We start from the raw sequence: 21,800 nt of genomic DNA, 5'->3' as shown, positions 1-21,800 counted from the left end.
TACATTAAATTGAAGATCGTCTGGGATGAAAACAAGCGGCGAGCGAATCTGGCCAAGCACGGGCTGGATTTTGCCGATTTGACGCTGGAGTTTTTCGCGTTGGCCGATGTTGAGCGAGCCAAGCTAGGGCGATTCGTGGCGGTGGGTGATTTTCGAGGGCGTTTGGTGGTTGCGGTCATATTTCGCCCTTTAGGGGTGGAGGCCATTTCCATCATCTCGATGCGGCCCGCGAGCGAACGTGAAAGGAGGCGCTGATGCATACGAAATTTTCTTCGAAGCGGCCGCTCACGGACGAAGAAGAGGCCGAAATCCAGCAGATGATTGCCTCCGATCCGGATAATCCCGAACTGACCGACGAGCAGATTTCAAATCTGCGCCCCTTCCGCGAAGTCTTCCCCGACCTCGCCGCGTCCATCGACCGCGAGTTGGCCCGCCGCGGCCGTCCGCCGGTTGAAAATCCGCGTCGGCAGGTTTCGATCCGGCTGGACCCGGACGTGCTGGCGCATTACAAATCGACGGGCAAGGGCTGGCAATCGAGGATCAACGACGCCTTGAGGAAAGCTGCTGGGCTTTAAAGCAATTCCAGTAAAAGTGGAAAGCGGTTTTACGTTCGGAATTGCGGAGAGCAAAAATGCAATTCCAGTGAAAGTGGGAACCGGTTTCACGTCCGGAATTGCGGCAAACAAAGACAAGGGTAAGGCCCGCATGTTCATCCCCTTCTTCCTCGAATTGAAGGCCGCGAAAGTTCCCGTTTCGCTGCGGGAATATCTGATGCTTCTGGAAGGCATGAAGGAAGGTCTGGTCGATTTCGACGTTGAAGGCTTCTATTATCTCTCCCGCGCCACGCTGGTGAAGGACGAGCGCTTCATCGACCGTTTCGACCGCGTCTTCTCGCAGGTCTTCAAGGGGCTTGAGGCCGTGTCCGGCAGCGCCGACGCGGTTGATCCGACCGATATTCCCGACGAATGGCTGCGCCGCATGGCGGAGAAATTCCTGACCGAGGAAGAAAAGGCGCTCGTCAAATCGCTGGGCGGTTTCGAGGCGCTGATGGAGACGCTGAAACAGCGCCTTGCCGAGCAGCAGGGCCGCCACCAAGGTGGCAACAAATGGATCGGCACCGCCGGCACCTCCCCCTTTGGCGCTTACGGCTACAATCCCGAAGGCGTGCGCATCGGCCAGGACAAGTCGCGCAACCGCCGCGCCGTCAAGGTCTGGGATCGCCGCGACTTCAAGAACCTCGACGACAGCGTCGAGATCGGCACGCGCAATATCAAGGTCGCGCTGAAGCGCCTGCGCAAATGGATCCGGCAGGGCGCTGATGAGGAGCTGGACCTTTCCGGCACGATCCGCTCGACCGCCGAGCACGGCTATCTCGACGTGAAGACGCGGCCCGAGCGCCGCAATGCGGTGAAGCTGCTGATGTTCTTCGACATTGGCGGCTCGATGGACGACCATATCAAGGTGGCGGAAGAGCTCTTCTCGGCTGCCAAGTCCGAATTCAAGCACATGGAATATTTCTACTTCCACAATTGCGTCTATGAGGGCGTGTGGAAGGACAACAAGCGCCGCCGCGTCGATGTGACGTCAACCTTCGACCTCATCCGCACCTTCGGCTCCGACTACAAGGCGATCTTTATCGGCGACGCCGCCATGGCCCCTTACGAGATTTCCCATCCGGGCGGCTCGGTGGAGCACTGGAATGCCGAGGCCGGCGCCGTCTGGCTTGACCGGCTGACCAGCCATTTCAGCAAAAGCGTCTGGATCAACCCGGTCAAGGAAGAGTATTGGGGCTATAGCCAGTCCACGCAGATGCTGCGCACGCTGATGAACGGCCGCATGTATCCCCTGACGCTTGGCGGACTGGAAGACGCCACCCGCGAGCTCTCCCGCTAAGTCTCATTGAACATAGAGGAATATCAATATGGACGCTGAACTGTTCGGCAAGACGGCCAAGGGCGAGGATGTGCATCGCGTCACCATTTCCGGCGGCGGCCTGACGGCCCATATCATGACCTGGGGCGCAGTCATCCAGGACCTGCGTCTGGAAGGCCATGACGCGCCCCTTTCGCTCGGCTTCGAAAAGTTCGAGGACTATCCGCTCCACTCCTCCTATTTCGGCGCCACGCCCGGCCGCTGCTCCAACCGCATTGCCGGCGGCAAATTCACGCTCGACGGCAAGACGATCCAGCTGGAAAAGAACGAAAAGGGCATCGGCCACCTGCATGGCGGCTCGGACGGCATTGCCAAGCGCGTCTGGACGATCGACGCGCTGACCGCCAACAGCGTCACCTTAAGCATCCTCGATCCCGATGGTCGCGCCGGCTATCCCGGCAACGCGAAGATCAAGGCGATCTTCACGCTCAAGGACGGCGGTTGCCTCTCCATCGTCTACGAATCGACCACGGATGCCCCGACCCCGGTCAATATCTGCAATCACAGCTATTTCAATCTCGACGGCGGTCCGAGCATTGTCGACCACGAACTCCAGATCGACGCCTATAGCTATCTGCCGACCGATGCGGCGCAGATCCCGACGGGCGAAACGCCCGATATTGCCGGCACGGGTTACGATTTCCGCACATCGCGCCCGATCCGCAAGCTCGAAAACGGCGAACAGGTCCTCTACGACCACAATTTCTGCCTTTCGGCGGAACGCGTCGCCAAGCGCAAGGTGGCAACACTGAAGAGCCCGAAATCCGGCGTCTCCATGGACGTGCTGACGACGGAGCCCGGCGTGCAGGTCTATGCCGCCTTCAAGCTTGACGTCCCGGTCCCCGGCCTCGGCGGCCGCCACTATGGCCCCTATGCCGGCCTCTGCATGGAAACACAGGTCTGGCCGGATGCGGTCAACCACGCCCATTTCCCCAACGCGATCCTCCGCCCCGGCGAGGTGCTGCGCCAGGAAACGGACTACGTGTTCAGCAAACAAGTCTGATCGGGACCCCAAATGGCGGAAATGGCCCCCGGCGCCGGCAGTCATCTGAAGAAACCGGGCGGCCGCGACATCGTGGCCGGCCTTTCCGTCGCGGGCCTGCTGCTTCCCGAAGCCGTGGCTTATGCAACAATTGCCGGCCTGCCGCCGGGCCGGGCAGTCTATGCGGCAGTCGCCGGCTGTTTCGTCTATGCGCTCATCGGCAGAAGCCGCTTTGCCGTCGTTTCGGCCACCTCCTCTTCGGCCGCCATCCTCGCCGCCATGCTCGCGACCTTTCCGGGCGATGCGGCGACGAAATCTGTTCTCGCCACACTTTCCATTGCCATTGCCGGTCTCGTCTTTCTGGCAGCCTGGGCGCTGCGGTTGGGAATTCTGACTGGCTTCATCGCGCGGCCTGTGCTGCGCGGCTTCGCCTTCGGCCTTGCCGTCTCGATCATCCTGCATCAATTGCCCTCGATCACCGGCGTCCCGGTCAAGGCGGACGACATCTTCGAATTCGTGGCCGGTCTGGTGCGCAGCATTCCGCATTGGCAGCCTGCCGGCCTCATCGCAGCAGCGCTTTCGCTGGCCGTGCTGTTCGGAACGCGCCGCTGGCCGCTGTTTCCCGCCGCCTTCGCGGTGGTGATTGTCGGGGCGGGCCTTTCGCTGGCGCTGAACCTTCCACAATACGGATTGAAGGAAACCGGCGCTCTCTCGCTGACGCTCGAATGGCCGCAAATGCCGAGCCTCGTCTGGGCCGATCTTTCCCGCCTCATCCAGCTCACCCTGCCGCTGGTGCTGATCCTCTTTGCCGAAAGCTGGGGCACGATGCGGGCGCTGGCGCTTCGCCATGGCGATCCGATCGAGCCGGACCGCGAACTGGCAGCGCTTGGCTTCTCCAACATCGCCGCTGCCATCGTTCAGGGCATGCCGGTCGGTGCCGGCTTTTCCGCCGGCAATGCCAATGAGAGCGCCGGCGCCCAGAGCCGCTGGTCGAGCCTCATTGCAGCGGTAGCACTCACCATTCTGGTCGTCCTGGCCGCCGGCCTGATTGCGCATCTTCCGGAAGCCGTCCTTGCGGCCATCGTCATTTCGGCGCTCGCCCACGCGCTCGACCCGTCGCCGCTGATCCGGCTCTGGAAGATCGATCGCGACCAGTGGATCGCGCTTGCCGCCGCAGCCGGCGTCCTGGTCTTTGGCGTCGTCAACGGCATGTTGCTGGCGGTTGCCTTCTCGGTCGCGGCCCTCATGAGCCGTCTGGCGCTGCCGCAGATTGCCCGGCTCGGCCGCCTGCCCGGCACGCACGATTTCGCCGACATCGCCCGCCATCCGGAGGCGCAAGTGCCGGCCCATGTCGGCATCTGGCGGCCCTCCGAAGCGCTCTTCTTTGCCAATGCCGAGCGCACACTGGCCACCATTGCCGAGCAGGCGGAAGCCGACCCTGCCATCCGCGTGGTTGTGCTGAGCCTCGAGGAAACGCTCAATCTCGACAGCACCGCACTGGAGGCGATCCAGGAGACGGACAGGCGGATCGCCGCCTCCGGACGGACGCTGCTTCTGGCCCGCGCCCGCGACCCGGTGCGGGATATCTTGACCACAGCCGGAGCCGTTGCCCTGGTGCAGCGCGCCTATTACAGCGTCGAGGACACGGCGGACGCCGCACGCAAGATCATCACGGAGGCACAATCCCATGCGCCATGAATTTCAACCCCGGCTCCACCCGGTCCCGATTGCCGATCTGCGCCCGACGCAGATGACGGTCGGCATGCGGGAGGTCTATCGCAAGCGCCGCGAATGGCGAGACATGTCGGCAGGCGAAGATGCGGATTTTCTCGGCCAGCACATGCTGCCGGGTGTGCTGGGTCCGAAAGGCCGCTGCTGGATTGTCGACCATCACCATCTGGCGCTGGCGCTGCACAAGGAGGGGGTCAAGAGTGTGCTCGTCTCGACGCTTGCCGATCTGAGCGACCTCGGCAAGGACGAATTCCTGACCTTCATGGACAATCGCAACTGGCTGCATCCCTTCAACGGTGACGGCGAGCGCCGACCGGCGAAAGACCTGCCGAAGCGGATCTGGGACCTGCAGGACGATCCCTTCCGCTCGCTGGCGGGCGCGGTGCGCGAGGCAGGCGGCTTTGCCAAGGAATCGACGCCCTATACCGAATTCCTCTGGGCCGACTTCTACCGCCGCCGCCTGAAGCGCCCCGAAACCGACGACGATTTCGATGATGCGGCCGAAAAGGCGCTGAAACTATCCCGCAGCAAGGACGCCAGGCACCTGCCGGGCTGGGTCGACGGCGGCAAATGAAAAACCGGCCCGCTTGAACAGCGAGCCGGCTTCGATGATGTCAATAATCAGCTGACTCAGATGCTGAGGCAGAGATATTTGATCTCGGTATAGTCGTCGATGCCGTATTTCGAACCTTCGCGGCCCTGGCCCGACTGCTTGACGCCGCCGAAAGGGGCGACTTCCGTGGAAATCAGGCCGGTATTGATGCCGACCATGCCATATTCCAGCGCTTCCGCGACCCGGAAGATCTTCGAGACATCCTTCGAGTAGAAATAGGACGCGAGACCAAATTCGGTATCGTTCGCCATTTCAATCACATCGTCTTCCGTCTCGAACTTGAAGAGCGGCGCGACGGGACCGAAGGTCTCTTCGCGGGCAATCTTCATTTCAGGTGTCACCCCGGTCAGAACCGTCGGCTGGAAGAAGAGACCGCCGCGCTGATCCGGCTTGCCGCCGAGCTTGACGGAGGCACCCTTGGACAGCGCATCGGCAATGTGATCCTCGACCTTTTCCATCGCCTTGGACGTGATCAGCGGACCGGCATTGACGCCCTCTTCAAAGCCGTCACCGACCTTGATCTGGGCAACCTTGGCAGCCAGCTTCTCGGCGAAGGCATCGTAAACGCCGGCCTGAACATAGAGCCGGTTGGCGCAGACGCAGGTCTGGCCGTTGTTGCGATACTTGGACACGATCGCGCCTTCGACAGCCGCATCAAGATCGGCATCATCGAACACGATGAACGGCGCATTGCCGCCGAGCTCAAGGCCGAGCTTCATGATCTGGTCGGAGGCCTGACGCATGAGGATGCGGCCGACATTGGTCGAACCCGTAAAGGTCAGCTTGCGCACCTTGTCATTCTCGGTGAATTCCTTGCCTATTGCCGAGGAATCCGTGCCGGGGACGACGTTGAAAATGCCGGCGGGAACGCCGGCACGTTCGGCCAGGATCGCCAGCGAAAGCGCCGAAAGCGGCGTTTCGGCAGCCGGCTTGGACACCATGGCGCAGCCAACGGCAACGGCAGGCGCCATCTTGCGGGCAAGCATCGCATTCGGGAAGTTCCAGGGCGTGATGGCCGCAACAACACCGATCGGCTGCTTGATGACGATGATCCGCTTGTCGCCCTGATGGCCGGGGATCGTGTCGCCATAGACGCGCTTGGCCTCTTCGCCGAACCACTCCACATAGGATGCGCCATAGAGGATTTCGCCGCGGGCTTCCGCCCAAGGCTTACCCATTTCCATGGTCAGGATCGTGGCCAGATCGTCGGCATTGGCGACCATCAGGTCGAAGAGCTTGCGCAGAACGCCAGCGCGCTCCTTGCCCGTCTTCTTCGCCCAGGCCTTCTGCGCCTTGTAGGCGGCGTCAACCGCGCGCGCGGCCTCGGCGCGGCCCATATCGGGCAGCGTCGCGACATGTTCGCCGGTCGAGGGGTTCGTCACGTCGAACGTCTTGCCGCTATCGCTTTTTGCAAGCCATTCGCCGCCGATCACAGCCTTGTCGGTGACAAGGCTCGGATCTTTCAGCTTGGCTGTCAGCTTTTCAGAAATCGCCATGAATCACGCCTCCTTCGCGCATTCGACGAGAGTGTTTTCCAGAATGTCGAGCGCTTCGGCAAAGACATCGTCCTGGATGGTCAGCGGTGCCAGGAAGCGGATGACATTGCCGTAAACGCCGCAGGTCAGGAGAATCAGGCCCTTTTCCAGCGCCTTTTCACGCACCTTGTTGGTGAACTCCGGGCTCGGGGTCTTCGTTCCCGCCACGTTGAACTCAACCGCGTTCATGAAACCCGGACCACGGATATCAGCGATCTGCGGAACGGACGCGGAGAGCGACGACAGGCGCTGCTTGAGGCGATTGCCGAGCTGGGTGGCGCGATCGCAGAGGTTTTCGTCCTTGATGACGTCAAGAACGGCGAGACCTGCTGCAACGCCGATCGGGTTGCCGCCATAGGTGCCGCCGAGGCCGCCGGGGCCGGGCGCATCCATGAGATCGGCGCGGCCGGTGACGGCTGCAATCGGGAAGCCGCCGCCAAGGCCCTTTGCCATGGTGGTGATGTCGGCAACGACGTCATACTTTTCCATCGCAAACAGCGAACCCGTGCGGGCAAAGCCGGTCTGCACTTCGTCAGCAATCAGCACGATGCCATACTTGTCGGCGATTTCGCGCAGCTTGACCATGAACGCGCGCGGCACTTCGTAGAAGCCGCCCTCGCCCTGAACCGGCTCGACGATGAAGGCAGCGACCCGGCTCGGATCGACATCGGCCTTGAAGAGCTTTTCGAGAACGGCAAGCGATTCTTCCATCGTCGTGCCATGCAGCTCGACCGGGAAGGGAACGTGGAAAACATCGGGCATCATCGCGCCGAAGCCAACCTTGTAGGGCTGGACCTTGCCGGTCAGCGTCATGCCCATGAAGGTGCGGCCATGGAAGGCGCCCGTGAAGGCAATGATGGCGGAACGGTTGGTGGCGGCACGCGCGATCTTCACGGCGTTTTCAACCGCTTCGGCACCCGTCGTCACGAAGATCGTCTTCTTCTTGAAATTGCCCGGAACGGCATCGTTCAGGCGCTCGGCCAGCTCGACATAGTTTTCATAGGGCACGACCTGGTGGCAGGTATGCGTGAAGCTGTCGAGCTGCGCCTTGACGGCCTCGATGACGCGCGGATGGCGATGGCCGGTGTTGACGACGGCGATGCCGGCGGCGAAGTCGATATAGCGGCGACCCTCGACGTCCCAGATCTCGGCATTCTCGGCCTTCTGAGCATAGACCTGCGTGGTCACGCCTACACCGCGCGAAATGGCATCAGCCCGGCGGGCTGCAATCTGGGTATTCTGCATCGTCGTCTCCAAACGGATGGGGAAATCTTGTCGCCTCTTCGGCGCGACAAAAACTTTGCATTTTTTCTGTAGACTTGCAATACGGTCTGAGCGATATTTTTCCCGTAGAGACAAGCTGACAACCGGGGCGACGAGATGACTGAAACGGTGCGATTCAAGATTGCCGAAGCGGCCCGCATGGCCGGCGTTTCAGCGTCCACGCTGCGCCTGTGGGAAAGCCAGGGCCTGATCGAGCCGGTGCGCACCGAGACCGGACAGCGCCTCTATGAACAGCCCCATATCGACCGGCTGAAGAAGATCAGCTGGCTGAGATCGGAAAAGGGCATCAACCCCGCCGCCATTCGCGACAATCTCGCCGCCGAAGAGCCTGAGCCTGCCAAGCCGAAAAAGGCCCCGCGCCGGACGCCGGCCCAGCAGATGGGCGCCAAAATCCGCAAGCTGCGCCGCGATGCCGGCGAAACGCTGGAAAAGGTGTCGCAGGAGACCGGCATTTCCGCCTCGCTTCTGTCGACCTTCGAGCGCACCTCGCAAGGCCTGTCGCTGAAATCGCTGCACGACCTTGCCCACCATTTCGGCACGTCGTTTTCGGTCCTGAGCGGCACGGGCGGCACGCGCACCGCCGAATCACTGATCCGCCGCGGCCACTGGACCTCATGGCCGGCAACAACGACCGGCGTCAGCGTGCAGGTTCTGGCCGAAGGCCGCAACATGATGGACTGTCACCGCTTCGTGCTGGCGCCCGGCGCGACCAGCGAAGGCGCCTACGCGCATGAAGGCGAGGAATTCATCCATGTGCTCGCCGGCTCCATGGAAATCGTCCTCGACGACGACCAGTTCTTCGTCATCTCGGAAGGCGACAGCTTCTACTTCGAAAGCCGGAGGCCGCATTCTTGGCGGAACCTGAGCGAGGGCGAGACGGTACTGCTGTGGATCAATACGCCGGCGTCGTTCTGAGGTAGATTTCAAGTTCAAAGCTGCTTGAGACGTGTGCTGGACATTGGCAATTCAAACATGGCTCCGCCCTGAACTATGTTGGATTGGGCCTCTATCGTTTGCCAAAGCGCAAGGATTCGTTCCATTTGTTTTAAGAGAGATGATTTGTAGAGCCCCTTGGCCAAGAAGAAGCCAACGAGATTTGAATTGCGAAACGCGCTGTATTCAGCCTTGTTTCGGGTAATTCGCCGGTCGCCCGAAATCACAACCCAACGACCGTCAGCACTCAAATCCGTGATCCAATGAGTATCTTTTACACCTGGGCCATATCGGTCACGCAGGTGAATGATTTCGTGTTTACCGGCAAATAGCGCGTTCAGCGCACGCGCCAATGCAGGTGGAAGGTTTTCGTCGACAAGAACCTTCAAGCCGCTCTCTTTAGGTGACTTTCAAATTGTACAGCATCCCGCACCACAGAAACCGGAATTTCGAAGATCCTAGCGACGTCTTCCGGCGAGCCCTCAGCGTCAACCGCGTCAGCTAGAACGACTGTTGGGACTCCAAAATCAGTAGCTATCGGCTGTCCGAATGCACGATCTGGATCAATGACAATGGATTTCTTGCCGTTAAACGGCCGCCACCGCGCGACAGCGTCATTCTCGACATCAAGATCTTTAAACGTCTGCTGAATAATGTCTTTAAAGACATATTGGTGCTTCTTCAGGTCGAGAATTTTCGACTGAGAATCAACTTCAGCCATGCGGTCGATACTCTCAAGAAAGATCGTTCTGCCATCAGTCTGGAAACGTCTCGTTGAAAAGGGGTGGCCGTCATTCACGCAAACACGAGCATAATCTAGGCAGTTGCGAATGGCCAACAAACCAACGCCTGCATCGATAAATGCCTTCACGAAACGAAGCTCTATCAGGTCACGAAACCCAATCTCAAGTTGGCCTTCGACCAGAGGATGCTGCACATCCCAAAGTGGGGGTATCTCCCTCGATTCGCCGGCTCGCTTGTAAGTGTAACCTCGCAGCCAACGATTCAGGTTCGCCGGGCTGGTCTTCAACAGTCGTGCAGCTTCGCTCGCAGTGTATGACCCCACTCCGATCGTCCTTGGAAGCAAATCACGGCCATTCACGATTAGCATAACCTTAACCTACGCTTATCTTCCGGTTAGGCAAGCCCGCAGGTACTCGGAATGCAATGGCTCGCCCGCTGACCACACGTGAGCGGAACTGCGCAACGGTGATACCAAATCCATCTTTCATCAAGATGAACTTAATCACATACAAATCAAATCCTAGGAAAATTGGAGCGGGCGAAGGGATTCGAACCCTCGACCCCAACCTTGGCAAGGTTGTGCTCTACCCCTGAGCTACACCCGCTCATCCAAACGGCCTGGGTAGTGGTTGGCCGTGGAAGCGTCCCCGACTTGCGGCGACGGGCGCTATATGGCCCAAGCCCTTTTCAAATGCAACAGGGAAAATTGCAAACGGTGAAGTTTTTTTGACTGAGGCATTTTGTGAAGGAAGATCAAGGGGAACCGGGCGGGGTGCGGAACGATTGCATCATAAGGCTTTGCGGCCTATTGGGGATGCTCAGATTGCAAACCTCATGCGCGAGACTTGATGATGAGCGGCACACCGAAAACCGACAAGGACCTGTTTGAATTTCTCGATGGCCTTGGCATCGACTATATCAACCACGAGCACCGGCCGGTCTTTACCGTGGCCGAGGGCCAGGATCTGCGCGACGCGATCCCCGGCGGGCATACGAAGAACCTGTTCATCAAGGACAAGAAGAGCCGCTATTTCCTGCTCACCGTCGAGGAACATGCGACCGTGGACCTCAAATCGGTCCATACGCTGATCGGCGGCTCCGGCCGCGTCTCCTTCGGTTCTGCGGAAAAGCTGATGGAATATCTCGGCGTCGTGCCGGGCTCAGTGACGGCGCTCGGCGCGATCAACGACACGGACCATCAGGTGACCTTTATCCTCGACGCCGATCTGATGCAGAGCGAAATCATCAACTGCCATCCGCTGCGCAACAGCGCGACCACGGCAATCAAGCGCGACGATTTGCTGCGTTTCATGGAAGCGACGGGCCACGAGGCCATTGTCTTGAAAGTCACCGAGTGACATACGATCTGTAGGATGAAAAAAGTCTGCGCGACGGCGCGGAGGGAGCACTTCGATGAGCGGCGACTATAACCCTTATGGTTCTTCTTATGGCGGCACGATGAGTGCCTCGGCCTCGTTTGGCGGCAAGCCAGCGGCGCCTGCGGGCGGCGGCGCGGATCTGTTCAAGGAAACGACGACGGCGGCCTTCCCGCGCGACGTGATCGAGGAGTCAAAGAATCAGCCGGTTCTGGTCGACTTCTGGGCGCCGTGGTGCGGTCCCTGCCGCCAGCTGACACCGATCATCGAGCGCGTCGTCAAGGAAGCGGGCGGGCGCGTCAAGCTCGTCAAGATGAACATTGACGACCACCCGGAATATGCCGGCCAGATGGGCATCCAGTCGATCCCGGCGGTCGTCGCCTTCGTCAACGGCCGCCCGGCCGATGGCTTCATGGGCGCGATCCCGGAAAGCCAGATTCGCCAGTTCATCGACAAGATTGCGGGTGCTGCCCCCGGCGACGATCAGGCCGAAGCCATAGCCGAAACGCTTGTGCAGGCCGGCGAACTGCTCGCCGCTCGCGACGCCGGCGGCGCAGCCTCGCTTTATGCCGCCGTGCTTCAGGCCGATCCGGAAAATATCGCAGCCCTTGCCGGCATGGCGCAATGCATGATCCTCGCCGGCCAGCATGACCGTGCGCTCGGCCTCATCGACAGCCTTGATGACGAGAAGAAGGCCGATCCGGCCATTCTCGCGGTGCGCAAGTCGCTGGAACTCTATGAGGAAGCCCGCAAGCTGGGCGATCCGAATGCGCTGGAACACGAGCTGTCTCTGAACCCGGACAATCACGAGGCGCGCATGAAGCTCGCCAAGATCGCCAATGTTCAGGGCAACCGCCAGGACGCGGCCGACCACCTTCTCTACATCATGAAGAAGGACCGCACCTACGAGGACGACGGCGCCCGCCGGGAACTGTTGAACCTCTTTGATGTTTGGGGCCCGAAGGAGCCGGCGACGGCTTACGCGCGGCGCAAGATGTCATCGATCCTGTTTTCCTGATCCCGCCCGGCGTTTGTCCGAAGCAAAGGGACGCTGGTCCCGCCGCAAGACAGACGCGAGCAAAGAAGCGCAGAGCCTGCCTGGATCGATGACGAGCCGGCAGGCTCAAAGGAGTGACGATGCAAGTCGGTAACGCACGCTATCTGACCGAAAACGATCTTCCGAGAACGCTGGCCGTGTTTCCGCTCGCCGGTGCGCTGCTTCTGCCCGGCGCGCAATTGCCGCTCAACATCTTCGAGCCGCGCTATCTGGCGATGTTCGACGATGCGATTTCTGGAAGCCGGCTGATCGGCATGATCCAGCCCGCACTCGACGCGGCCGCCGCCGATCCGAAGCCGCCGCTCGCCAAGGTGGGCTGCATCGGCCGCATCACCTCCTTCGGCGAGACCGGCGACGGGCGCTATATCCTGTCGCTGACCGGCGTGACACGCTTCCGCGTGCTGGAGGAACTGTCCGTCACGACACCCTACCGGCAGGTCAAGCTTGCGCCCTTCCTCACCGACCTCGAGCCGGTGAACGAGGAAAGCGTCGATCGCAAGGGCCTGCTGCAGGCCTTCCGCGACTATCTCGACGCCAACAGCCTGGAAGCCGACTGGGACAACATCTCCCGCGCCAGCAATGCCACGCTGGTCAATTCCATGTCGATGATGTCGCCCTATGGCCCGGCGGAAAAGCAGGCGCTGCTCGAAGCCCCGGACCTGAAGACGCGTGCCGAAACGCTGATTGCCATCACCGAGATTGCCCTGGCCAAGGCCGGCTCGGATGGTGGCGGAAGCACCTTGCAGTAAGAGGCCGCCCATGAGCGCACGCACCAGCGGTATCGATCCGAAAATGCTGGAACTGCTCGTCTGCCCGCTGACCAAGGGGCGGCTGAGTTTTGACGCCGAGCGCAACGAACTCATTTCGGAAAAGGCAAAGCTCGCCTATCCCGTGCGCGACGGCATTCCGATCATGCTGATGTCGGAAGCCCGCAAGATCGAGGACTGAGCCGAGCAAGTCCAGCGAAAGTGGACGCCGGTTTCGCGTCCGGAATTGCGCAAAACAAGAAGCCGATCAGATCGGCTGGCCGCCCAGCAGTCTCGGGTCGCCCGAACCGCCGACGTTGGACGCCTGGCGGATGAAGAAGTTCTTCAGGCCCGGCAGCCGGTCGACAACGCTCAGCCCGAAATCGCGCGCCATGCGCATCGGCGTGAAATCGTTGGAGAACATGCGGTTGAGCACATCGGTCGTCACGCCCATGCGGAACGTGTCGAACCGCCGCCATTCCTGATAGCGCTCCAGAATGTTGAGCTGGCCGAAATCGAGCCCGAGCCGGTCTGCCTCGACAATCGTCTCGGCAAGTGCGGCCACATCCTTGAAGCCGAGATTGAGCCCCTGGCCGGAGATCGGATGGATGCCATGCGCCGCATCGCCGGCGAGCGCGAAGCGGGGCGCGACGAATTCGCGGGCGAGCGTCAGCGCAAACGGGAAGGCCCGCTTGCCGCCGACGACCTTGATCGACCCGAGCTTGTGGCCGAAGCGACGCTCCAGCTCTTCCTCGAACACCAGATCATCGGCCCTCAGAAGCGCATCCGCATCTTCCGTCCGCTCGTTCCAGACGAGCGAGGAGCGGTTGTTCTTGAGCGGCAGCGTCGCGAACGGGCCGGCGGGCAGGAAATGCTCCTCGGCAATGCCCTCATGCTGCCGCTCATGCTCGATCGTCGTCACGATGCCGGACTGGCCATAATCGAAACGCACGGTCTTGATGCCGGCAATGTCGCGCAGCTTCGAACGCACGCCGTCGCAGGCCACCAGCAGCCGCGCATCAAGCGTCTCGCCATTCGAAAGCGTGATCGTCTGCCAGGCATCGCCGGTCTTGAAGTCGACGGCCGAAACGCCCTGGCGGATTTCGACGCCCAGAGCATCGGCGCGCTTTCGGAGCGACCGCACCATGGCCGGGTTCGGAACCATGTAGGCGAAGGGCTCGCCGGCCTCCGCCTCACCGTCAAAGGTGAGGAAGACCGGGCGCACCGGGTCGGCGGTCTTCGAATCGGTGATGATCATCTTGCGGATCGGCTCGGCCTCGGGCGCGATATCGTCCCAGGCACCGAGAACTGTCAGCAGGCGCTTGGCGCCGGCGGCAATCGCCGAGGCGCGCTCGTCCTTTTCCCACACCCCTTCGGGTGCAGCATCATAGACGCGCACATCCAGATGCGGTGCTGCCGACTTCACGGCGACCGCGAGCGAAATCCCGACATATCCCCCGCCCGCAATACAGATATCGATCATCGCACCAACCTCGCTTGTATGACTGCCCTTGAGCAAACTACCTGACCTATATAGAGGATGGAAAACGCCATTCCTACCATTGAGCCCATTCTTACCATTGAGAAGGATCAAACATGTCGTCCGAAGCAGGCAATTTTTCGCCCATGCAGGAATTGATCGCCACGCTTGATCTGGAAAAGCTTGAGGAAAACCTGTTTCGCGGCACCAGCCCGCAGGTCGGCTGGCAGCGCGTGTTTGGCGGACAGGTGATCGCGCAGGCCCTCGTCGCCGCCCAGCGCACGGTGGACGACGCCCGCTTCGTGCACTCGCTGCACGCCTATTTCATGCGCCCCGGCGATCCGTCGATCCCGATCGTCTACGAGGTCGACCGCATCCGCGACGGCAAGAGCTTCACCACGCGCCGCGTCGTGGCGATCCAGCACGGCAAGGCGATATTCTCGCTCTCCGCTTCCTTCCAGGAAGACGAAGAAGGCTTCGAACACCAGCAGACGATCCCGCCGGTTCCGACGCCGGAACAATTGGGCGGCGAGGGCGACATCGTGTCGCGCTATGTCGAAAACGCCCCCGAGGCGATCCGCCGCTACTGGCTGCGCCCGCGCCCGATCGAATTCTGCCCGGCCTATCCGGAAGACTATTTCAACCGCCAGCAGCTCGAACCGCTGCAGAATGTCTGGGTGCGGACAACAGGCCCCTCACCGGACGACCGCCGCCTCCGGACGGCGATCCTCGCCTACCTCTCCGACATGACGCTCCTGGACACCTCGCTCTATGCGCATGGCACCTCCGTCTTCGACAGCAGGCTTCAGGTCGCCAGCCTTGATCACGCCATGTGGTTCCACCGCGACTTCTCGCTCGACGACTGGCTGCTCTACGTTCAGGACAGCCCCAGCGCCTCCGGTGCGCGCGGCATGACGCGAGGCAGCCTTTATGATCGTTCCGGCGTTCTGGTCGCTTCGGTGGCACAGGAAGGTTTGATTCGGAAACGTGCAACTGATTAAAATATCGGCAAATTGAAAAATATGCACAATATTTAAGCGATCAACAGCTCCACATTTTCGACAATTTTCGGCCAAGAACCGAAGCTGTCATTTTTCATTAATAATTTCAGCTACTTCCTCTGAATTTCGAATCTGGCACGGACCTTGAATGTGTCAATGCGGTCCCGGACGGATATCCGACCGGCGGCATGACGCGTTGCCCCTCCTTTGGGGCGTACACATGAAGGATGGGAAACCAGATGAAGATTGTGATGGCCATCATCAAGCCGTTCAAGCTGGACGAGGTCCGCGAGGCCCTGACAGCTGTTGGCATCCAGGGCCTGACCGTGACCGAAGTCAAGGGCTACGGGCGCCAGAAGGGACACACTGAAATTTACCGCGGCACCGAATATGCGGTCAGCTTCCTGCCGAAGCTGAAGATCGAGGTCGCCGTCGGCTCCGACCTCGTCGACAAGGCGGTCGAAGCGATCGTTTCCGGCGCCAAGACCGGCCAGATCGGCGACGGCAAGGTGTTTGTCTACTCGATTGACCACGCCGTTCGCATCCGCACCGGCGAAACCGATTCCGAAGCGCTCTAAGCGTTGCGTTCAGGGAGTTAATATCTATGTCCTCATCGAAGCTTTCCATTCTCGGCCGGGCAGGCCTCGCAGCGGCGGCGCTCCTCGCGCCCGTCGTTGCATTTGCGCAGGACGCTGCCGCGCCTGCAGCAGCAGCTGCTGCCGCCGCTGACCCGATCCCGAACAAGGGCGACACCGCCTTCATGTTCATCTCGACCCTGCTCGTTCTGTTCATGATCGTCCCGGGCCTCGCTCTGTTCTACGGCGGCCTCGTCCGCGGCAAGAACATGCTGTCGGTTCTGATGCAGACGACGGTCGTCGGCTGCGTCGTCATGCTGCTGTGGGTCATCTACGGCTATTCGTTCGCCTTTGGCGGCGGCACCAACGCCTTCTTCGGCGGCACCGCCAAGATGTTCCTCGCCGGCGTGACCACGTCGACGACGTCGGCAACCTTCTCCAAGGGCGTCGTCATTCCTGAAATGATCTTCATGCTCTTCCAGATGACGTTTGCGGCGATCACGCCCGCCCTCATCCTCGGCGCCTTCGCCGAGCGCATCAAGTTCGGCGCTGCCGTGCTCTTCTGCGGTCTCTGGGCAACCTTCGTCTACTTCCCGGTCGCTCACATGGTCTGGGACGCGAACGGTTTTCTCTTCAAGCTCGGCGCACTTGACTTCGCCGGCGGCACGGTCGTTCACATCAACGCCGGTGTTGCCGGTTTGGTTGGCGCGATCATGGTCGGCAAGCGTCTTGGCTACGGCAAGGACATGATGGCTCCGCACTCGCTGACGCTTTCGATGGTCGGCGCTGCCATGCTCTGGTTCGGCTGGTTCGGCTTCAACGCCGGCTCCAACCTCGAAGCTTCGGGCGGTGCGATGCTCGCAACGGTCAACACCTTCGTTGCCACCGCTGCTGCAACGCTCTCCTGGTCGCTGGTTGAAAAGATCGTCCGCGGCAAGGCCTCGATGCTCGGCGCAATCTCCGGCATGGTTGCCGGTCTGGTTGCCGTCACGCCGGCAGCCGGCATTGCCGGCCCGATGGGCGCAATCGTCCTCGGCGCACTCGTCTCCCCGCTGTGCTTCTTCTTCGTCTCCGTGGTGAAGAACAAGTTCGGCTACGACGACACCGCTGACGTCTTCGGCGTTCACGGCATCGGCGGCATGTTCGGCGCCATCGGCACGGGCGTTCTCGCATCGGCCAGCCTCGGCGGCATCGGCTATGCAGAAGGCGTGACCATGGGCCACCAGGTCTGGGTTCAGATCGAAGCTGTCCTGACCACCGTTGCATGGACCGGTATCGGCTCGATCATCCTCTACAAGGTGACCGACCTCATCATCGGCCTGCGGGTTGCTCCGGAAGCCGAACGCGAAGGTCTCGACCTCTCGTCCCACGGCGAAGCTGCCTACCACAACTAAGATCGGCGAGCAGCGCGGCGAGAACCGCGCGCTCCTTCAATCCCGTCGCAATCTTCGGATTGCACGTTTTGCCCGGGCCTCACTGTCCGGGCTTTTTTATTTGCACATGCCGAAACCATCGGCACAAGCTGCATAAAATATCACCAGGAGCAGCCAGAAAAAACACCGCAGGCGCCTGTTTTGCAGGCATTGCCCATTTGGCATGCATCTTGATTGCATCCGCTGCAACAAGAGAATAAAATTTGGGCGGATACCATGGATCACACACATATCGGCGGCGACGTCTTCTTTCTGCTGACGGGCGCCATTCTCGTCTTCGCCATGCACGGCGGCTTTGCCTTCCTGGAAGCAGGCACGGTGCGCCAGAAGAACCAGGTCAATGCGCTCGTGAAGATCCTTGTCGACTTCGCCTTGTCGACGCTCGCCTATTTCGCCATCGGCTTCCCGATTGCCTATGGCATTTCCTTCTTCGTCAGCGCCCATGAGCTTTCCGGCCTTGCCGGCGGAACCCTGTTCGGCGCGCAGGGGCTGACGCTGGTGAAGTTCTTTTTCCTCGCAACCTTCGCCGCCGCCGTGCCGGCGATCATTTCCGGCGGCATCGCCGAACGGATGAAGTTCCTGCCGCAGAGCATTGCGACGCTCGCCCTTGTCGGCCTCCTCTATCCGCTCGTCGAGGGCGTGGTCTGGAACGGCAATTACGGCATCCAGGCAACCATCGAATCACTGACCGGCACCAAGCTGCATGACTTTGCCGGCTCGCTCGTCGTTCACGCCTTCGGCGGCTGGGTCGCGCTCGGTGCGGTGATCACGCTTGGCGCCCGCAAGGGCCGCTACACCGCCGCCGGCCGCTCGCATCCCTTTCCGCCGTCATCGATCCTCTGGCTGTCGCTCGGGTCGTGGCTTCTGTGCACCGGCTGGTTCGGCTTCAACGTCATGAGCGCGCAATCGCTCACCAGCGTTTCCGGTCTTGTCGCCATCAACTCGCTGATGGCCATGGTCGGCGGCATCATCGCGGCCGCCGTCATGGGCCGCAACGACCCAGGCTTCGTGCACAACGGCGCGCTTGCCGGCCTCGTCGCGGTCTGCGCCGGCTCCGATGTCTTTCATCCGATCGGCGCACTCGTCACCGGCGCAATCGCCGGCATCATCTTCGTGCGCGGCTTCCATATCTGCCAGGAACGGCTGCGGATCGACGACGTTCTGGGCGTCTGGCCTCTGCACGGACTTTGCGGCCTGTGGGGCGGCATCGCCTGCGGGATCTTCGGGCTCGAACGTCTCGGCGGCATGGGTGGCGTTTCGCTCGTGGCGCAAGTCGCAGGCTCTCTCGCTGTCGCAGCCTTCGGCGCCGTCGCCGGCTTTGCGGTCTATGGCGTGCTGAAATCCACGATCGGCATCCGCCTTGATGAGGAACAGGAATATCGCGGCGCGGACCTGTCGATCCACAAGATCGGTTCGTCGCCGGAAGCCGAAATCCGCTGATCTTTCGGTGCCACGCTCTTTCGAAAGGAAAACAGTTTCTGAAGGCGGATGGTTAAAGGGGCTTTAACTCTCCGCCTGCTAACGTCGGCTCAACATGGCATCGCTGCGACCGGCGGTGCCTGATCGTGATTTGAGTAAACGAGCTGGATTCCATGGCACGGACGACGGTAGCGCTGGATGGCAGGCCCCAGGGCTTTGCGCTTTCAACCTTCATCATCAGGCAGGCAGGCCTTGCCGCCGGCATTGCGCTTTTCGCACTGCTGGCGCTGGGCGTGGCCGCCATGTCGACATGGAACGTCACCGATCCAAGCCTGAGCTTTGCGACAGGCAGGCCGGCGACCAACATTCTCGGCTATCCGGGCGCGGTCTTTGCCGACATCATCATGCAGTTCTTTGGCCTCGCCAGCGTCATTTCGCTGCTGCCGCCGCTCTGCCTTGCCATCGCGCTGATGTTCCACCGCCGAATCAACCGGGTGGCGCAGCGCTTTGCCGCCTGGTTCGGCGGATCGGTTCTGGCCGCCGCAGCCGTCGGCTGCGTGCCGCCCCCGATCACCTGGCCGCTTCCCAACGGTGCTGGCGGCGTGGCCGGCGATCTCATCCTGCGCCTGCCTGCCCTTTTCGCGGGCGCCTATCCGAGCGGGACCTTCGGCCTCATCCTCGGCATCGTTCTGGCCGTTCCGGCCGCGTGGCTGCTGATGATCGCCTGTGGGCTCCTGCTGCGCAATCCGCCGGAACGCGCTCCGAAGTCTTCCGCCGCCTCCAATGCCCGCACGGTCGCTCAGGGCCAGGCGGACGCCCGCGACGATGGCGAGGACGACGAAAGCTATTCGCCGATCGCCGTCTTCTTCGGTGGCGCAGCGCATCACTGGTATAACTGGCAGGCCCGCTTCCGCCGCATCTTCGGCATCCAGGCCTCGAGCCGCAGCAGCGGCCACATCGAAGAGCCCTACGATTTCAACGAGGACGAATATGCCAGCGTCGATCCGGACGCCGCCGAAATCGATGAAGCGCCCTATTCGCCTGCGCATGAAGAGCGCCCCGTTCACGCTGCCGCCGTTCAGCGCCGCGTGATCGCAGCTCCGCCCGCCGACCCCTATTTCGACGAGGACGACGACGCGCCCTTCGATATCGACGTGCCGCAGAGCCGCCCGGCGGCCGCAAGCCCGCGCGTCTCCATGCCGCCGCAGCCGCAGCGCGTCGCAGCCCCGCAGGGCCAGCCCGCCGCGGAAGCGCCCCGCCCGGCCCCGATGCGCACCACCCAGCGTGCGCCGGCCCCGACGCCGCGCGCCCACAGCAGCAATGACAGCTTCATCCTTCCCTCGACCGAGCTGCTTGCCGAACCGAAATCGACCGGCCGCGATTCGACGCTGTCGCCGGAAGCACTGGAACACAATGCCCGCCTGCTCGAAGGCGTTCTCGACGACTTCGGCGTCAAGGGCGAGATCATCCATGTCCGTCCGGGCCCGGTTGTCACGCTTTACGAACTGGAGCCGGCCCCCGGCATCAAATCGTCGCGCGTCATCGGTCTCGCCGACGACATCGCCCGCTCGATGAGCGCGATCGCCGCCCGCGTCGCCGTGGTGCAGGGCCGCAACGCCATCGGCATCGAACTGCCGAACCAGAAGCGCGAGATGGTTTACCTGCGCGAACTGATCGAAAACCAGGAATTCCACGACGCCAAGGGCAAGCTGGCGCTCAGCCTCGGCAAGACGATCGGCGGCGAGCCGGTCATTGCAGACCTTGCCAAGATGCCGCATCTTCTCGTAGCCGGTACCACCGGCTCGGGCAAGTCGGTCGCCATCAACACCATGATCCTGTCGCTGCTCTATCGGCTCTCGCCGGAAAAGTGCCGCCTGATCATGATCGACCCGAAGATGCTCGAACTTTCCGTCTATGACGGCATTCCGCATCTGCTGTCGCCGGTCGTGACCGATCCGAAGAAGGCCGTCGTCGCGCTCAAGTGGACCGTGCGCGAGATGGAAGACCGCTACAAGAAGATGTCGAAGATCGGCGTCCGCAATATCGACGGCTTCAACACCCGCGTCGAGCAGGCGCTGGCCTCGGGCGAGGCGATCACCCGCACGGTACAGACCGGCTTTGACCGCGAAACCGGCGAGGCCGTCTACGAGACGGAAGAATTCGCGCTCAAGCCCCTGCCCTACATCGTCGTCATCATCGACGAAATGGCCGACCTGATGATGGTCGCCGGCAAGGATATCGAAGGCGCGGTCCAGCGTCTGGCCCAGATGGCGCGCGCCGCCGGCATCCATGTCATCATGGCAACGCAGCGCCCCTCGGTCGACGTCATCACCGGTACGATCAAGGCCAACTTCCCCACCCGCATCTCCTTCCAGGTGACGTCGAAGATCGACAGCCGCACGATTCTCGGCGAACAGGGCGCCGAACAGCTGCTCGGCCAGGGCGACATGCTCTACATGGCCGGCGGCGGACGCATCCAGCGCGTCCACGGCCCCTTCGTGTCCGACCATGAAGTCGAAGACATCGTCGCCTATCTGAAGACGCAGGGCGTGCCGCAATATCTCGACGCGATCACGGCGGACGACGAAGACGGCGATGGTGAAGGTGGCGGCCCAGCCGGTACGTCGAACCTCGCCGATTCGGATGATCCCTATGATCAGGCAGTCGCGGTCGTTCTGCGCGACGGCAAGGCCTCGACGTCCTACATCCAGCGCCGTCTCGGCATCGGCTACAACCGCGCTGCCTCGATCATCGAGCGCATGGAACAGGAAGGTATCGTCGGTCCGGCCAACCATGCCGGCAAACGCGAAATCCTCGTTCCAACCGAATCGGACATTACCGGCGGCGTGTGACAGGCAGATCGCGCAAAAGTGTGCAGCGGTTTTGCGATAACGGCAGACCTAAGCATACACGCGGAACTCGCCTTGAAGGCGCCGCGTTTGCCTGAGAGATAAAGGAA

21 protein-coding genes and 1 tRNA gene are annotated in these 21,800 nt (G+C 61.6%); 16 read left to right on the top strand and 6 right to left on the bottom strand.

What is annotated here, in order from left to right:
- Nucleotides 1–9 precede the first annotated feature (9 nt).
- The 6 genes from LQK84_RS17505 to LQK84_RS17480 all read left to right on the top strand — a co-directional run bounded on the left by LQK84_RS17505 (nt 10) and on the right by LQK84_RS17480 (nt 5,219).
- Nucleotides 10–255 carry a BrnT family toxin gene (locus tag LQK84_RS17505; RefSeq protein WP_230830014.1) on the top strand — a complete coding sequence of 82 codons (246 nt, stop codon included), beginning with the start codon at nt 10–12 and terminating at the stop codon, nt 253–255.
- A complete protein-coding gene (locus LQK84_RS17500; RefSeq protein ID WP_230830013.1) occupies nt 255–575 on the top strand; it encodes a BrnA antitoxin family protein in 321 nt (106 codons plus the stop codon). The genes LQK84_RS17505 and LQK84_RS17500 overlap by 1 nt, the downstream gene beginning before the upstream one ends.
- A 130-nt stretch (nt 576–705) precedes the next feature.
- A complete protein-coding gene (locus LQK84_RS17495; protein WP_230830012.1) occupies nt 706–1,893 on the top strand; it encodes a vWA domain-containing protein in 1,188 nt (395 codons plus the stop codon).
- 28 nt (nt 1,894–1,921) lie between these two features.
- Nucleotides 1,922–2,935 carry an aldose epimerase family protein gene (locus LQK84_RS17490; protein WP_230830011.1) on the top strand — a complete coding sequence of 338 codons (1,014 nt, stop codon included), beginning with the start codon at nt 1,922–1,924 and terminating at the stop codon, nt 2,933–2,935.
- Nucleotides 2,936–2,947: 12 nt separating this feature from the next.
- On the top strand, nt 2,948–4,612 hold the full coding sequence (locus LQK84_RS17485; protein ID WP_230830010.1) for a SulP family inorganic anion transporter: 1,665 nt from the start codon (nt 2,948–2,950) through the stop codon (nt 4,610–4,612).
- Nucleotides 4,602–5,219: a ParB-like protein gene (locus LQK84_RS17480; RefSeq protein WP_230830009.1), complete on the top strand. Its 618-nt coding sequence runs from the start codon at nt 4,602–4,604 to the stop codon at nt 5,217–5,219. Before LQK84_RS17485 ends, LQK84_RS17480 begins: the two co-directional genes overlap by 11 nt.
- A gap of 56 nt (nt 5,220–5,275) precedes the next feature.
- Here the strand turns inward: LQK84_RS17480 and LQK84_RS17475 are convergent, their stop codons facing one another.
- Nucleotides 5,276–6,754: an NAD-dependent succinate-semialdehyde dehydrogenase gene (locus tag LQK84_RS17475; protein ID WP_230830008.1), complete on the bottom strand. Its 1,479-nt coding sequence runs from the start codon at nt 6,752–6,754 to the stop codon at nt 5,276–5,278.
- 3 nt (nt 6,755–6,757) lie between these two features.
- Nucleotides 6,758–8,038 (bottom strand): 4-aminobutyrate--2-oxoglutarate transaminase, encoded by a 1,281-nt coding sequence (locus LQK84_RS17470; protein ID WP_230830007.1) that lies wholly within the window; start codon nt 8,036–8,038, stop codon nt 6,758–6,760.
- A gap of 135 nt (nt 8,039–8,173) precedes the next feature.
- Between LQK84_RS17470 and LQK84_RS17465 the strand changes: the two genes are divergently transcribed.
- Nucleotides 8,174–8,992, top strand: coding sequence for a MerR family transcriptional regulator (locus tag LQK84_RS17465; RefSeq protein WP_230830006.1), 819 nt, complete (start codon nt 8,174–8,176; stop codon nt 8,990–8,992).
- 14 nt (nt 8,993–9,006) lie between these two features.
- Here the strand turns inward: LQK84_RS17465 and LQK84_RS17460 are convergent, their stop codons facing one another.
- From LQK84_RS17460 to LQK84_RS17450, 3 genes are all read right to left on the bottom strand, one after another.
- A complete protein-coding gene (locus LQK84_RS17460; protein ID WP_230830005.1) occupies nt 9,007–9,399 on the bottom strand; it encodes a DUF5615 family PIN-like protein in 393 nt (130 codons plus the stop codon).
- Nucleotides 9,396–10,040 (bottom strand): hypothetical protein, encoded by a 645-nt coding sequence (locus tag LQK84_RS17455; RefSeq protein ID WP_230830004.1) that lies wholly within the window; start codon nt 10,038–10,040, stop codon nt 9,396–9,398. Before LQK84_RS17455 ends, LQK84_RS17460 begins: the two co-directional genes overlap by 4 nt.
- Nucleotides 10,041–10,284: 244 nt before the next feature.
- Nucleotides 10,285–10,359 (bottom strand) — tRNA-Gly (locus LQK84_RS17450).
- A 243-nt stretch (nt 10,360–10,602) separates the two neighbouring features.
- Here LQK84_RS17450 and LQK84_RS17445 point away from each other — a divergent pair.
- From LQK84_RS17445 to LQK84_RS17430, 4 genes are all read left to right on the top strand, one after another.
- Entirely contained in the window at nt 10,603–11,112 is a 510-nt protein-coding gene (locus tag LQK84_RS17445; protein ID WP_230830003.1) for a prolyl-tRNA synthetase associated domain-containing protein, read from the top strand.
- A gap of 55 nt (nt 11,113–11,167) precedes the next feature.
- On the top strand, nt 11,168–12,148 hold the full coding sequence (trxA, locus tag LQK84_RS17440; RefSeq protein WP_230830002.1) for a thioredoxin: 981 nt from the start codon (nt 11,168–11,170) through the stop codon (nt 12,146–12,148).
- Between the two features lie 119 nt (nt 12,149–12,267).
- Nucleotides 12,268–12,936 (top strand): LON peptidase substrate-binding domain-containing protein, encoded by a 669-nt coding sequence (locus tag LQK84_RS17435; protein ID WP_230830001.1) that lies wholly within the window; start codon nt 12,268–12,270, stop codon nt 12,934–12,936.
- A gap of 10 nt (nt 12,937–12,946) precedes the next feature.
- Nucleotides 12,947–13,135: a Trm112 family protein gene (locus tag LQK84_RS17430; protein WP_230830000.1), complete on the top strand. Its 189-nt coding sequence runs from the start codon at nt 12,947–12,949 to the stop codon at nt 13,133–13,135.
- Nucleotides 13,136–13,201: 66 nt separating this feature from the next.
- On the opposite strand, the gene LQK84_RS17425 is transcribed toward LQK84_RS17430, so the two are convergent.
- Nucleotides 13,202–14,452, bottom strand: a complete 1,251-nt coding sequence (locus LQK84_RS17425) for a ubiquinone biosynthesis hydroxylase (RefSeq protein WP_442966978.1) — start codon at nt 14,450–14,452, stop codon at nt 13,202–13,204.
- A 77-nt stretch (nt 14,453–14,529) separates the two neighbouring features.
- Between LQK84_RS17425 and tesB the strand changes: the two genes are divergently transcribed.
- The 5 genes from tesB (at nt 14,530) to LQK84_RS17400 (ending at nt 21,693) form a co-directional block, all read left to right on the top strand.
- Nucleotides 14,530–15,414 (top strand): acyl-CoA thioesterase II, encoded by an 885-nt coding sequence (tesB, locus tag LQK84_RS17420; RefSeq protein ID WP_230829998.1) that lies wholly within the window; start codon nt 14,530–14,532, stop codon nt 15,412–15,414.
- A 227-nt stretch (nt 15,415–15,641) separates the two neighbouring features.
- Nucleotides 15,642–15,992, top strand: a complete 351-nt coding sequence (locus tag LQK84_RS17415) for a P-II family nitrogen regulator (protein WP_330166419.1) — start codon at nt 15,642–15,644, stop codon at nt 15,990–15,992.
- Between the two features lie 26 nt (nt 15,993–16,018).
- Nucleotides 16,019–17,383 carry an ammonium transporter gene (locus tag LQK84_RS17410; protein ID WP_230829996.1) on the top strand — a complete coding sequence of 455 codons (1,365 nt, stop codon included), beginning with the start codon at nt 16,019–16,021 and terminating at the stop codon, nt 17,381–17,383.
- Nucleotides 17,384–17,638: 255 nt separating this feature from the next.
- Nucleotides 17,639–18,862: an ammonium transporter gene (locus LQK84_RS17405; protein WP_230829995.1), complete on the top strand. Its 1,224-nt coding sequence runs from the start codon at nt 17,639–17,641 to the stop codon at nt 18,860–18,862.
- 152 nt (nt 18,863–19,014) lie between these two features.
- A complete protein-coding gene (locus LQK84_RS17400) occupies nt 19,015–21,693 on the top strand; it encodes an FtsK/SpoIIIE family DNA translocase (RefSeq protein ID WP_230829994.1) in 2,679 nt (892 codons plus the stop codon).
- Nucleotides 21,694–21,800: the final 107 nt, after the last annotated feature.

The sequence above is a fragment of the Rhizobium sp. C4 genome, from assembly GCF_021026315.1.
In the GTDB taxonomy this organism is placed as follows: domain Bacteria; phylum Pseudomonadota; class Alphaproteobacteria; order Rhizobiales; family Rhizobiaceae; genus Ensifer_A.
This window is presented reverse-complemented; position numbering and strand designations above follow the sequence as displayed.